This window comes from Streptomyces sp. NPDC050423 (assembly GCF_040655445.1).
GTDB lineage: Bacteria > Actinomycetota > Actinomycetes > Streptomycetales > Streptomycetaceae > Streptomyces.
Genome location: NZ_JBFAJY010000061.1, coordinates 1 through 14967 on the forward strand (window position 1 = coordinate 1; position 14967 = coordinate 14967).

Below are 14967 nucleotides of genomic sequence, written 5' to 3' on the forward strand. Positions count from 1 at the left end.
ACACCATCACCCACACCATCGACCGCCCCTGTGCCATCGCCATCGCCTGCCGGCACTTCCACCAGACGCGGGACCAACACCTCACCACCCCGCACCGCAACCTCCGGCTCACCCGAACCCAGCACCACACCCGCAACATCCCCCAACACCCCACCCGAAGCACCCGCATCCACATCGGTATCAGCATCCACATCGACCAGCACAATCCGGCCAGGATTCTCCGCCTGCGCCGCCCGCACCAACCCCCACACCGGCGCCACACACACATCCACCCCATCCCCCACACCCACCGACACACCACCACGCGTCACCACCACCAACGGACCACCCACAGCACCCTCATCCGCCAACCACCCCTGCACACGCTCAAGCACCCCACCCAACACCGACCGCACACCCACCACCGGATCCACACCCACACCCACACCCGCACCCACCGACGGCACCTCAAACACCACCGCACCCGACACCCCAGCACCCCCCACCACACCAGCCGACACCAACGGCCGCCACACCACCTCATGCAACCCACCACCCACACCCGAACCACCCAACTGCCCCACCGACACCGGACGGGACACCAATGCGCCAACGCTGAGCACTGGTTGGCCCGCTTCGTCCGACACCAGGACGGACACACTGTCCTGCCCGGCCGGCGCGATCCGGACGCGGAGAACCGAGGCCCCTGCCGCGTGCAGAGCGACGTTGGTCCAGGCGAAGGGCAGAACGGTCGACTCGTCGGTCCCCGAACCGTCGTCAATGAGCGCCACGTGCATGGCTGCGTCGAGCAGAGCGGGGTGCAGGCCGAAGCGCCGGGCGTCGTCGTGCGCCGAGTCGGGGAGTGCGACCTCCGCGTACAGCTCCTCCCCGGAGGCCCAGGCGGCCTTGAGCCCCTGGAACACCGGCCCGTAACCGTAGCCACGCTCGTTGAGGAGGCCGTAGGCTCCTTCGACGTCGATCGCCGTAGCGCCCTTCGGCGGCCACACAGTCAGGTCCGCGGCAGGGGTCTCCGCACCCACGGCAAGGGTGCCTTCCGCATGACGCGTCCAAGGCGCGTGGTCGGCGCCGTCGGCTCGTGAGTGCACGCTGACCGAGCGCCGCCCCGTCGGATCGGCTGCGCCGATCGCTACCTGAATCGCGACACCGCCCTCTTCGGGGACCACGAGTGGCGCCTGCAACGTCAGCTCTTCGAGGAGGTCGCAGCCAACCTCGTCACCGGCTCTGACGGCCAGTTCAACGAAGGCCGTGCCGGGCAGGAGGACGCTGCCCAGCACACCGTGATCGGCGATCCAGGTCTGGGTGGCCAGAGAGAGCCTTCCGGTGAGCACCATCTCATCGGCCTCCGCCAGCGCGACGGCCGCGCCGAGGAGTGGGTGATCGGTCGTGGCCAGGCCGAACGAGCCGGGATCGTTGCCGCCGAGTTCCGCTTCCATCCAGTACCGCTCGCGCTGGAAGGCGTACGTCGGCAGATCGACACGACGCGCACCCGAACCCTCGAAGAACCGGGCCCAGTCCACCGAGACACCGGCCACATGCAACTGACCCAGCGCCGTGACAGCCGTGGTCACCTCGGGACGACCCTTACGCACGAGGGGGGCGAAGACAGCTGCCTCCGCGTCCACCGACTGCTGCGCCATCCCGCTCAACACACCATCCGGACCCACCTCCACGAACGACGTGACACCACGCGCAGCGACGAACGACACCGCGTCCGCGAACCGCACCGCTTCCCGCACATGCCGCACCCAGTACGCGGCCGAACCCCAGTCCTCCGCCAGATCCCCCGACACACCCGACACGACAGGGATCGACGCGGCACCGAACGACAGCCCGGCCACCACCGCCCCGAACTCCGCCAACATCGGCTCCATCAACGGCGAATGGAACGCGTGCGAGACACGCAGCACACTCGTCCGGCGCCCCTGCTCCTCGAACACCGCGACCAGCCCGCGAACCGCATCCTCCGTACCCGAAACGACCACCGCACGCGGCCCGTTGACGGCCGCGATCCCCACCTCACCGTTCAGCAGCGGAAGCACCTCGGCCTCCGTCGCCTCCACCGCCACCATCGACCCACCAGCCGGCAACGCCTGCATCAACCGACCACGCGCCACCACCAGCTCAGCCGCATCCGCCAACGACAACACACCCGCGACGTGCGCAGCCGCGATCTCACCCACCGAATGACCCACCAGGAAGTCCGGACGGACCCCCCACGACTCCACCAGCCGGAACAACGCCGTCTCGACGGCGAACAGACCGGCCTGGGCGAACATCGTCCCGTTCAACAGACCGACGTCCTCACCCCACACCACCTCACGCAACGAACGCCCCAACCGGGCATCCAGCTCAACCAGCACCGCGTCGAACGCCTCCGCGAACCCCGGGAACGCCTCATACAGTTCCCGACCCATCCCCAACCGCTGCGCACCCTGACCCGTGAACAGGAAGGCCGTAGCACCAGCCGGACGCACCGACCCCCGCACCACCGAAGCCGACAACTCGCCCTCAACCAGAGCCGTCAGACCCCGTACCAGCTCCTCACGATCCGACGCCGCCACCACCGCACGATGCTCAAGCACCGCACGCGACACCACCGACGAAAAACCCACATCCAACAAGGAAGCGGAAGCGTCCATACGCTCCAGCAGCTTCCCCGCCTGCCCCGACAGCCCCGCCTCACTCCGCGCCGACAACACCACCGGCACCACCGGCACCCCAACCACGGAAACCTCAGCCGGCTCCACCTCCACCGGAGCCTGCTCCACGATCACATGTGCGTTCGTCCCACTCAGCCCGAACGACGACACACCCACCCGACGCGGACGATCCCGCTCCGGCCACACCCGCGACTCCGTCAACAACTCCACCGCCCCCGCCGCCCAATCCACCTGCGGCGTCGGCACATCCACATGCAACGTCCTCGGCAACACACCATGCCGAATCGCCTGCACCGCCTTGATCACACCACCCACACCCGCAGCCGCCTGCGCATGACCAAGATTCGACTTCAACGACCCCAACCACAACGGATCACCCTCGACCCGCCCCTGCCCATACGTCGCAAGCAACGCCTGCGCCTCGATCGGATCACCCAACCGAGTCCCCGTACCATGCGCCTCCACCAGATCCACCTGATCCGACGAAATCTGCGCATCAGCCAACGCCGCACGAATCACCCGCTGCTGCGACGGCCCATTCGGAGCCGTCAACCCATTACTCGCACCGTCCTGATTCACCGCACTGCCCCGCAGGACCGCCAGGACCGGGTGTCCGTTGCTGCGGGCGTCGGAGAGCTTCTCCAGGAGCAGGACGCCGGCCCCCTCCGACCAGCTGGTGCCGTCGGTGGAGCCCGCGAACGACTTGCAGCGGCCGTCCTTGGAGAGGCCGCCCTGTCTGCTGAACTCGACGAAGACCTCAGGCGTCGACATGAGCGCCACGCCTCCGGCCAGTGCCATGGAGCACTCGCCCGAACGCAGCGCCTGGGCCGCCAGGTGCATCGCGACCAGCGACGACGAGCACGCCGTGTCCAGCGTCATCGACGGGCCCTCGAAGCCGAAGACGTACGACACCCGGCCCGAGGCGATGGAACCCGTGGCGCTGCTGTGGGCGTAGTCGTGGTACATCATTCCGGCGAATACGCCGGTTTTGCTGCCCTTCAACGTGGTGGGGTCGATGCCGGCCCGCTCGAAGGCCTCCCAGGACGTCTCCAGCAGCAGCCGCTGCTGCGGGTCCATGATCAGGGCCTCGTTCGGGCTGATCCCGAAGAACGCCGGGTCGAACGTGTCTGCGGCGTGGAGGAACCCGCCCTGGTTGACGTAGCTGGTGTTCTGTCGCTCGCCGTCCGGATCGTAGAGGGCACCGAGGTCCCAGCCTCGGTTCTCCGGGAACTCGGATATGGCGTCCACACCGTCGTTCACCAGCTGCCACAGGGCCTCCGGCGATTCGACGCCTCCCGGAAAGCGGCAGCTCATCGCGACGATGGCGATGGGCTCGTGGGCCGCGGAGGACAGCTTTCGGTTGTGGGCCCGCAGACGGTCGTTCTCCTTGAGCGACGCCCGCAGTGCGGCGACCAGCTTCTCGTCGGAATTACTCATCGGGGCTCTCACATTCCCTGTGTCGCGTCGTCAAGGCCGGATCCGTCGAGTGCCATGCTGATCAGGCTCTCGGCATCCATCGAGTCGATGGAGTCGGCGGAGGGCTCGTCCGTACCCTCCGCCTCGTTCGCCGGCTCGTCGTGAGCACCGGCGAGCTCGAAGAGGACTTCCATCAGTCCCGCGTCCCTGAGCCGGCTCAGGGGAATTCCTTGCAGAATGCGTCGGACCCGCTCCTCCCCGACGGCCTCGTCGTCCGTGGGGGAGTCGGGGCGCAGTTCCTCCGCCAGGTGCTGGGCGAGTGCGCGGGAGTTCGGATAGTCGAAGACCAGCGTGGCCGAGGGGCGGAGTCCGGTGGCCTGGGCCAGGCCGTTGCGGAACTCCACCGCCGCCAGCGAATCGAATCCGAGCTCCTTGAACGCCCGGTCCGGCTCGATGGCCGAGGGACCCGCGTACCCGAGAATGGCGGCCGCGTGGGCGCGTACGAGGTCGAGCACCTGATCCGCGCGCTCGTCGTCGGTCAGCGAGGTCATCCGCCGGCGGAACGCCGCAGCACCGGATGCCGACGCGTCGGTGGGTCGGTGGGCACTGGGCCGTACCAGTCCTCGGAACAGGTCGGGCAGGTCGTCCGGCTCCGGGGCGCCCGCCCCGGTGAGGTCGACCCGCATGGTGACGAGCGCGGGCCCACCGGAGGTCTCGGCCGCATCGAAGAGAGCGGTTCCTTCCTCGCCGGAGAGCGGTTCGATGCCGGTCCGGCGCATCCGCTGGGAGTCGGCGCTCTGCAGGCCGTCCACCATGCCGCCGTCCGCCCAGGGACCCCAGGCGAGCGACTGCGCGGGGAGCCCTTCGGCCCTGCGGTACGTAGCCAGCGCGTCCAGGAACGCATTGGCGGCCGCGTAGTTTCCCTGGCCCGGGTTGCCGAGCACTCCGGCAGCCGAGGAGAAGAGGACGAAGGCGGCGAGGTCCATACCACGCGTCAGCTCATGCAGGTTCAACGCCGCATCCACCTTCGGACGCAGCACCGCCCCCACCCGCTCCGACGTCAACGAACCGATCACCCCGTCATCCAGCACTCCCGCCAGATGCACCACCCCCACCAACGGACGATCCACCGGAATCGCCCCCAACACCCCCGCCAACGCCTCCCGATCAGCCACATCACACGCCTCGACCACCACCTCAGCACCCCACCCCGCCAACTCCTCAACCAACTCACCCACACCCTCAGCCACACCACCACGACGACTCGTCAACACCAACCGCCGCACCCCACGCTCCACCACCAAATGACGCGCGAATACCCGGCCCAGCGTCCCGGTTCCGCCTGTCAGCAGCACCGTCCCCGCGGAATCGAACCCCACGCCGGACCTGTCAGCGGCGGAAGGCACGGCGCGTTCCAGCCGGCCCACGTGCGCACGGCCCTCCCGCACCACCACCTGCGACTCGTCGAGGGCCACCAGCCTTGCCACCTCAGCGAGGTCGTCCGGCTCGCCGTCCAGCAGCACCACGCGTCCCGGGTTCTCCGACTGCGCCGACCGCACCAGCCCCCACACAGCAGCACCGGCCACATCCGTCAGTTCTTCGCCCGGCAACACCATGGCGCCCACCGTCCGCACCACCAACCGTGCGTCGGCAAACCGCTCATCACCCAGCCACTCCTGCACCACCCCCAACGCCTCGCACACCGCATCCCGGGTACCACCCGCAGAGGCGAGCCCCGCTCCACCGGCGCGCAGCGAATCGAACACCACCACGTCCGGCACCACATCCGACGAGCTCTTCAGATCGCTCCAGTGGCCCACGGCCACGCCGTCCGCCTCGTCAGCGCCGGGCAGCGCCACTTCCGGCCACTCCACCCTGAACAAAGATCCCCACGCACCGGACTCGGCCGCCGCGCGCCGCGCGCCGCCCACCGACCGCAGCACGAGCGAACCCACCGATGCCACCACACCACCGCTCGCATCGGCCAACACCACCGACACCCGGCCCTCACCCAGCACGGAGACCCGGGCGCGCACCACCGAGGCACCCACCACGCCCAACGACACACCGGACCACGCGAACGGCAGCGCGGCCCCCTCATCCACCGCACCCGACAACGCCACCCCATGCAACGCCGCATCGAACAGCGCAGGGTGCAGGGCGTAGGTTCCGGGCTCGGTGCCCTCGGGGAGACCCACCTCGGCAAAGACGTGATCCTCGGTCCGCCAGGCTTCGCCCAGTCCGCGGAAGGCCGGCCCGTAGCGCAGACCCGCTTCCGCCATGCCGTCGTAGAACCCGTCCAGATCAACCGGCTCCGCACCGGCCGGCGGCCACTGCCCCGCACTCCAGGCCATGTCCTCGGCGTCGGGCGCAGCGGCGACGGCGACAAGCGAACCGGTGGCGTGGCGCACCCACGGCAGATCCGTCGCCTCGCCGCGCGAGTGAACGGTCACCGGTCGCCTGCCGGAGTCGTCTGGGGAACCGACGACGACCTGGAGGGCGACGCCACCATGCTCCGGGAGCACCAGCGGCGCTTCCAGGGTCAGCTCTTCGAGCCCGGCGTACCCGACCTCGTCTGCTGCTCTCAGTGCCAGCTCCACGAAACCCGTGCCAGGGAAGAGGGCAGCGTCACCGACCGCGTGGTCGGCCAGCCAGAGCTGGGCCCCGGTGGACAGGCGACCGGTCAGAATCACACTGTCCGTATCGGGTGACGTCACGACCGCGCTCAGAAGGGGGTGGCCGGCGGACTCCTGCCCGATGGATTCGAGGTCCGTACCGCGCTGCTCGCCGACGATCCAGTAGTTCTGGTGCTGGAAGGCGTACGTCGGCAGATCGACACGACGCGCACCCGAACCCTCGAAGAACCGAGCCCAGTCCACCGAGACACCCGCCACATGCAACTGACCCAACGCCGCAACAGCCACAGCCACCTCGGGCCGCCCCTTACGCACCAACGAAACGAACAGAGCCGACTCAGCGTCCACCGACTGCTGCGCCATCCCGCTCAGCACACCATCCGGACCCAGTTCGACGTAGGACGTGACACCACGCGCAGCGACGAACGACACCGCGTCCGCGAACCGCACGGCCTCCCGGACATGCCGCACCCAGTACGCGGCCGAACCCCAGTCCTCCGCCAGATCCCCCGACACACCCGACACCACCGGAATCGACGCGGCACCGAACGACAGCCCGGCCACCACCGCCCCGAACTCCGCCAACATCGGCTCCATCAACGGCGAATGGAACGCGTGCGAGACACGCAGCACACTCGTCCGACGCCCCTGCTCCTCGAACACCGCGACCAGCCCGCGAACCGCATCCTCCGTACCCGAAACGACCACCGCACGCGGCCCGTTGACGGCCGCGATCCCCACCTCACCGTTCAGCAGCGGAAGCACCTCAGCCTCCGTCGCCTCCACCGCCACCATCGACCCACCAGCCGGCAACGCCTGCATCAACCGACCACGCGCCACCACCAGCTCAGCCGCATCCGCCAACGACAACACACCCGAGACGTGCGCAGCCGCGATCTCACCCACCGAATGACCCACCAGGAAGTCCGGACGCACACCCCACGACTCCACCAACCGGAACAACGCCGTCTCGACGGCGAACAGACCGGCCTGGGCGAACATCGTCCCGTTCAACAGACCGGCGTCCTCACCCCACACAACCTCACGCAACGAACACCCCAACCGGGCATCCAACTCCCCCACCACCGCGTCGAACGCCTCCGCGAACACCGGGAACGCCTCATACAGCTCCCGACCCATCCCCAGCCGCTGCGCACCCTGACCCGTGAACAGGAACGCGACCTTGCCCGCCGGACGCACCGACCCCCGCACCACCGAAGCCGACACCTCACCCTCAACCAGAGCCGTCAGACCCCGCACCAACTCCTCACGATCCGACGCCGCCACCACCGCACGATGCTCAAGCACCGCACGCGACACCACCGACGAAAAACCCACATCCAACAAGGAAGCGGAAGCGTCCATACGCTCAAGCAACTTCCCCGCCTGACCCGACAGCCCCGCCTCACTCCGCGCCGACAACACCACCGGCACCACCGGCACCCCAACCACGGAAACCTCAGCCGGCTCCACCTCCACCGGAGCCTGCTCCACAATCACATGCGCATTCGTCCCACTCAGCCCGAACGACGACACACCCACCCGACGCGGACGATCCCGCTCCGGCCACACCCGAGACTCCGTCAACAACTCCACCGACCCCGCCGCCCAATCCACCTGCGGCGTCGGCACATCCACATGCAACGTCCTCGGCAACACACCATGCCGAATCGCCTCCACCGCCTTGATCACACCACCCACACCCGCAGCCGCCTGCGCATGACCAAGATTCGACTTCAACGACCCCAACCAGAGCGGATCGCCCTCCGGGCGCCCCTGCCCATACGTCGCGAGCAACGCCTGCGCCTCGATCGGATCACCCAACCGAGTCCCCGTACCATGCGCCTCCACCAGATCCACATCGGCGGACGACAGCCCGGCGTTCTCCAGCGCGGCGCGGATCACCCGCTGCTGCGACGGCCCATTCGGAGCCGTCAACCCATTACTCGCACCGTCCTGATTCACCGCACTGCCCCGCACCACGGCCAGGACGTCGTGACCGAGCCGCCGGGCGTCCGAGAGACGCTCGACCAGCAGCACACCGACACCCTCGGACCACGCGGCACCGTCCGCGGCACCCGCGAACGACTTGCACCGACCGTCCTTCGCCAGCCCACGCTGCCGGCTGAACTCGACGAAGACCTCGGGCTCCGACATGACGGCCACGCCGCCCGCCAGCGCGAGGGAGCACTCACCCGAGCGCAGAGCCTGGATCGCGAGGTGCAGTGCGACCAGCGAGGACGAGCACGCCGTGTCCACCGTCATCGACGGGCCTTCGAGGCCTAGTACGTAGGAGATCCGGCCGGAGGCGATGCCGCCCGTGCTCGCGTTGTGGGCGTAGTCGTGGTACATCATCCCGGCGAATACGCCGGTCCGGCTCTCCTTGAGGGAGAGCGGGTCGATGCCGGCCCGCTCGAACGCCTCCCAGGACGTTTCCAGCAGCAGCCGCTGCTGCGGGTCCATGATCAGGGCCTCGTTCGGGCTGATCCCGAAGAACGCGGGGTCGAATCCGGGGGCGTCGTCGAGGAACCCGCCACGCGCGACGTAGCTGGTGTCCGGCCGGATGCCTTCCGGGTCGTAGATCTTCCGCAGGTCCCAGCCCCGGTCGGACGGGAAGTCGGTTATGAGATCGGCACCCTCGGCCACGGCCTGCCAGAGGTCCTCGGGTGAGTCCACGTTGCCCGGGTAGCGGCAGGCCATGCCCACGATGACGATCGGGTCGTCCGTGTGCGCGGGGGAGTTCCGGCTCACCGCGGCGAGGGCGGCTGTCGCGGGGGCGTCGGCACCGGCGACCTCGCCCAGCAGGTGGCGGGCCAGGGCCACGGGGGTGGGGTAGTCGAAGACGACGGTTGCGGGGAGACGGAGCGCGGTGGCTTCGGCCAGCGCGTTACGGAACTCCACCGCCCGCAAGGAGTCGAAGCCGAGGTCCTTGAACGCCTTCTCCGGTTCGATGGCCTGGAGGGAGCTGTATCCGAGGACGGAGGCGACCTGTTCGAGGACGACCTCCAGCATCGCTCCTTCTCGCTCGGACTCGGCGAGGCGCGCGAACCGCTGCTGAAGGCCGTTCGCCACGACGTGGCCCGCGGCCCTGCGCCGGGTGACGACCGGGACCAGCGTGCGGAAGAGTTCGCGGCTGCTCTCCCCCTGGGCCCGTACGGCGGCGAGGTCGAGCTGCACCGGAACCGCCACCGGCTTGTCCATGCGCAGTGCGGCGTCGAAGAGGGCCACTCCTCGTTCCGAGGAGATCGGGAAGACGCCGCCGACGGAGGAGATGCGGGAGCGTTCGGCACCGGACAGCTTGCCGGTCATGCCGCTGGCCTCGTCCCAGAAGCCCCAGGCGAGGGAGTGCGCGGGGAGCCCTTCGGCCCTGCGGTACGTGGCCAGCGCGTCCAGGAACGCATTGGCGGCGGCGTAGTTTCCCTGGCCCGCGTTGCCGAAGGTGCCGGCCACGGAGGAGAAGAGGACGAAGGCGGCGAGGTCCATACCACGCGTCAGCTCATGCAGGTTCAACGCCGCATCCACCTTCGGACGCAGCACCGCCCCCACCCGCTCCGACGTCAACGAACCGATCACCCCGTCATCCAGCACCCCCGCCAGATGCACCACCCCCACCAACGGACGATCCACCGGAATCGCCCCCAACACCCCCGCCAACGCCTCCCGATCAGCCACATCACACGCCTCGACCACCACCTCAGCACCCCACCCCGCCAACTCCTCAACCAACTCACCCACACCCTCAGCCACACCACCACGACGACTCGTCAACACCAACCGCCGCACCCCACGCTCCACCACCAAATGACGCGCAAACACACGCCCCAACGTCCCCGTACCCCCCGTCAACAACACCGTCCCCACCGAACCGAACTCCACGCCGCTCCGCTCTTCCGCGGAAGGCACGGCGCGTTCCAGCCGGCCCACGTGCGCACGGCCCTCCCGCACCACCACCTGCGACTCACCCAGCGCCACCACCCGCGCCACACCGGTCAGACCACCCAGGCCGTCCAACTCACCGTCCAGCAGCACCACACGCCCCGGATTCTCCGACTGCGCCGACCGCACCAGCCCCCACACAGCAGCACCGGCCACATCCCCCACACCCTCACCAGACGGCCCCACCGCACCGACCGTCCGCACCACCAACCGCGACCCGTCGAACCGCTCATCACTCAGCCACTCCTGCACCACCCCCAACGCCTCACACACCGCATCCCGCACACCACCCGCGGAACCAGCCCCCGCCCCACCGGCGCGCAGCGAATCGAACACCACGACATCCGGCACCACACCCGACGAACCCACCACATCGCCCCAGTGACCCACCACCACGCCCTCGACCGCGTCCCCACCCGGCAACGCCACCTCCGGCCACTCCACCCCGAACAACGACCCCCACACACCCGACTCCGCCACCGCACGCCGCTCACCCACCACCGAACGCAGCACCAACGACTCCACCGATGCCACCACACCCGCACCACCGGCATCGGCCAACACCACCGACACACGGCCCTCACCCACCACCGAGACCCGAACCCGCACCACCGACGCACCCACCACACCCAACGACACACCCGACCACGCGAACGGCAACGCAGCACCCCCACCCACCGCACCCGACAACGCCACCCCATGCAACGCCGCATCGAGCAGCGCCGGGTGGAGACGGAAGTCCGTCGCGGGTGTTCCGGTGGGGAGCGCGACCTCGGCGTAGATGTCGCCGTCGGCGCGCCATGCCGCGTTCAGGCCGCGGAAGACGGGCCCGTAGCTGAGGCCCTCCTGCGCCATGCCGTCGTAGAAACCGTCCAGGTCCACGGGCTCCGCACCGGCCGGGGGCCACTGTCCCGCGCTCCACGCCGTGTCCTCGGCGTCGGGCGTTCCCGCGCCGGAGGTCGCGGTGCCGGGTGCGAGGACGCCGGTGGCGTGCCGGGTCCACGGCTGGTCGCCGTCCTCCGTACGGGCGTGCACGGTCACCGGGCGCCGGCCGTCCGAGGCTGCGGTGCCGACCGTGACACGTACGGCGACACCACCTCGCTCGGGGACGATCAGCGGTGCCTCCAGGGTCAGTTCGTCGATCACCGGGCAGCCGACCTGGTCACCGGCGTAGCCGACGAGTTCCACCTGTCCGGTGCCGGGGAAGAACGCGGAGTCGCCCACCCGGTGGTCGCCGAGCCACGGGTGGGTGCCGAGGGACAGGCGGCCCGTCAGGCTGAGCGCGTCCGTGTCCGGGGCGGAGACCCGTGCGCCGAGCAGCGGGTGGCCGGCCGGTTCGAGGCCGGCGGTCAGCACGTCGCCGGCGCCGGTGGGCGCGGTGACCCAGTAGTGCTCGCGCTGGAAGGCGTACGTGGGCAGCTCCACGCGGTTGGCGGGCGCGGCGGTCTCGGGGAAGAAGAGGCTCCAGTCGACCGGGGCGCCGTGCACGTAGGCCTCGGCCAGCGATGTGGCGAAGCGGTCCGGTCCGCCGCTGTGCCGGCGCAGCGAGCCGACGGCGGTGGCGGTGGCCGAGCCGGCGGCGACGGTCTCGCCGAGGGCGATGAAGAGGCCCGGGTGGGGGCTGGCCTCGACGAAGAGGGTGAACCCGTCGTCGAGCATGGCCCGGGTGGTGTCCTCGAAGCGCACGGTGCGGCGCAGGTTCTCGTACCAGTAGCCGGGGTCGAGTGCGGTGGTGTCGAGCGGGCCGCCGGTCACCGTGGAGTAGAAGGTCGTGGTGGACGGGCGGGGGGTGACCTCCGCGATGTCCGCGAGCAGGCGGTCGCGTATCTCCTCGACGAACACCGAGTGCGAGGCGTAGTCCACCGGGATGCGGCGGGCCTGTACGCCCTGTGTCTCCAGGTGGGTGTACAGCTCGTCGAGGGCTTCCTTCTCGCCGCACACGACGGTGGAGGAGGGGCTGTTGACCACGGCGATCTGAAGCCTGTCGCCCCAGCCGCTCATCGCCGACTCGGCCTCCGCGGAGGGCAGCGCGACCGACATCATGCCGCCGCGTCCGGCGAGGTCCTGGCGGATGATCCGGCTGCGGAGCGCGACGACGCGGGCGCCGTCCTCCAGCGAGAGGGCCCCGGCGACGCAGGCGGCGGCGATCTCTCCCTGGGAGTGGCCGACGACGGCGGCGGGCTCGACACCGCACGCGCGCCAGAGGGCCGCGAGGGAGACCATGACGGCCCACAGGACCGGCTGGACGACGTCGACCTCGTCGAAGGTGGGCGCTCCCGGGCGCTGGTGGACGACGTCGAGGAGGTCCCAGTCGGTGAAGGGAGCCAGGGCCTCGGCGCACTCGCGCATCCGCTCGGCGAACACCGGGGAGGATTCGAGGAGTTCGACGGCCATGCCGTCCCACTGGGAGCCCTGGCCGGGGAAGACGAAGGCGACCTGGGCGGGGCCGGTGGCGGTGCCCCGGATCACGTGCGGCGCCTTGGCGCCCTCCGCGAGTGCGTCCAGGCCGGTGAGCAGGGGGGTGGACGGAGCGGTGGTGAGGGAGGTGGGCTCGTTGTCGTCGGCGGCGGCCGGGAGGGTCCCGGTGTCGAGGACGACGGCACGGTGCTCGAACGCGGTGCGGGTGGCGACCAGGGCGTGGCCGATGTCCTGGGGCCGGGCGGCGGCTCCGGATCCGTCCCGCACGAAGGAGGCCAGTCGCGCCGCCTGGGCGCGCAGGCCCGCGGCGCTGCGTCCCGAGACGAGGAACGGGGCGACTGGCGTGGCGAAGGGTGTCGTCCGGCTGTCCGTGGCCGGCTGTCCCTCGACCGGCTCCCCGCTCTTCCCGTCGCCTGTCCCGGTGGTCGCACCTGTCGCGCTGTCGCGGCCCGTGGTGGCGGGTTCGGCGGCGGGTTCCGGCTCCGGGGCCTCCTGGAGGATCACGTGGACGTTGGTACCGCTGAGCCCGAACGCCGAGATGCCGGCGGTACGCGGGTGACCGTTCTGCGCCCAGGGCTCGGCCTCGGTGAGCAGGCTGACGTGGCCGGCGGTCCAGTCGACGTGGGTGGAGGGCTGTTCGACGTGCAGGGTCCTGGGGAGCAGGCCGTTGCGCAGGGCCATCACCATCTTGATGACGCCACCGACGCCCGCCGCCGCCTGGGCGTGGCCGATGTTGGCCTTGAGCGAGCCCAGCCGCAGCGGCTCTTCGGCGGTGCGGTCCTGGCCGTACGTGGCGAGCAGGGCCTGCGCCTCGATCGGATCGCCGAGGGTGGTGCCGGTGCCGTGGGCCTCGACGACGTCGACGTGGGCGCCGGGTACGCGTGCGTTGGCGAGGGCCTGGCGGATGACGCGCTGCTGGGACGGGCCGCTGGGCGCGGTGAGGCCGTTGGAGGCGCCGTCGGAGTTGATGGCCGAGCCGCGTACGACGGCGAGCACGGGGTGTCCGTTGCGGCGGGCGTCGGAGAGGCGCTCCAGCAGGACGATGCCCGCGCCCTCCGCCCAGCCGGTGCCGTCGGCGGAGTCGGAGAACGCCTTGCACCGCCCGTCGGGCGCGAGTCCGCGCTGCTTGCTGAAGGCGACGAAGGGCGCAGCTGTGGACATGACCATGACCCCGCCGGCCAGTGCGAGGCTGCACTCGTCCTGGCGCAGGGCCTGTGCGGCGAGGTGCAGGGCGACCAGCGAAGACGAGCAGGCGGTGTCCACGGTGAAGGACGGGCCTTCGAGGCCGAGGGTGTAGGAGATGCGGCCGGAGATGACGGAGGCGGCCCGTGCGGTGGACATGTAGGCCTCGACGACCTCGGGTACGCCTTCGGGGAAGTCGCCGTAGTCCTGGATGCCGGATCCCATGTAGACGCCTACGCGGCCGCCGCGCAGGGTCTCCGGGTCGATTCCGGCCCGCTCGAAGGCCTCCCAGGCGACTTCGAGGGTGAGGCGCTGCTGCGGGTCGGTGGCCTCCGCCTCCATGGGGCTGAGTCCGAAGAACCCGGCGTCGAAGTCGCCCGCGCCCTGGAGGAATCCGCCCTGGTGCACGTAGCTGGTACCCGGCTGCGAGGCGTCGTCGCCCATGAGCTGTTCGAGGTCCCAGCCCCGGTCGTCCGGCATGCCCGATACGGCGTCGCGGCCCTCCGCGACCAGTTGCCACAGGTCCTCGGGGGTGGTCACTCCGCCGGGGTAGCGGCAGCCCATGGCCACGACGGCGATGGGTTCCTGCGCGGCGGCCTCGGCGTCCTGGAGGCGGCGCCGGGTGCGGTGCAGGTCTGCGGTCACCTTTTTGAGGTAGTCGAGGATCTTCTCGTCGTTGGCCATATCGGTCTCACCGAGTCCTTTGGGTCAGATGCCGG

General features: G+C 70.0%; 2 protein-coding genes. Both read right to left on the reverse strand.

The window, feature by feature from the left end; genetic code table 11:
* Positions 1 to 4097, reverse strand: a 4097-nt coding sequence (locus AB0I52_RS30895) for a beta-ketoacyl synthase N-terminal-like domain-containing protein (RefSeq protein ID WP_363078190.1), incomplete at its 3' end; no start/stop codon positions are given.
* Positions 4098 to 4105: 8 nt separating this feature from the next.
* Positions 4106 to 14932 carry a type I polyketide synthase gene (locus tag AB0I52_RS30900; RefSeq protein WP_363078192.1) on the reverse strand — a complete coding sequence of 3609 codons (10827 nt, stop codon included), beginning with the start codon at positions 14930 to 14932 and terminating at the stop codon, positions 4106 to 4108.
* Positions 14933 to 14967: the final 35 nt, after the last annotated feature.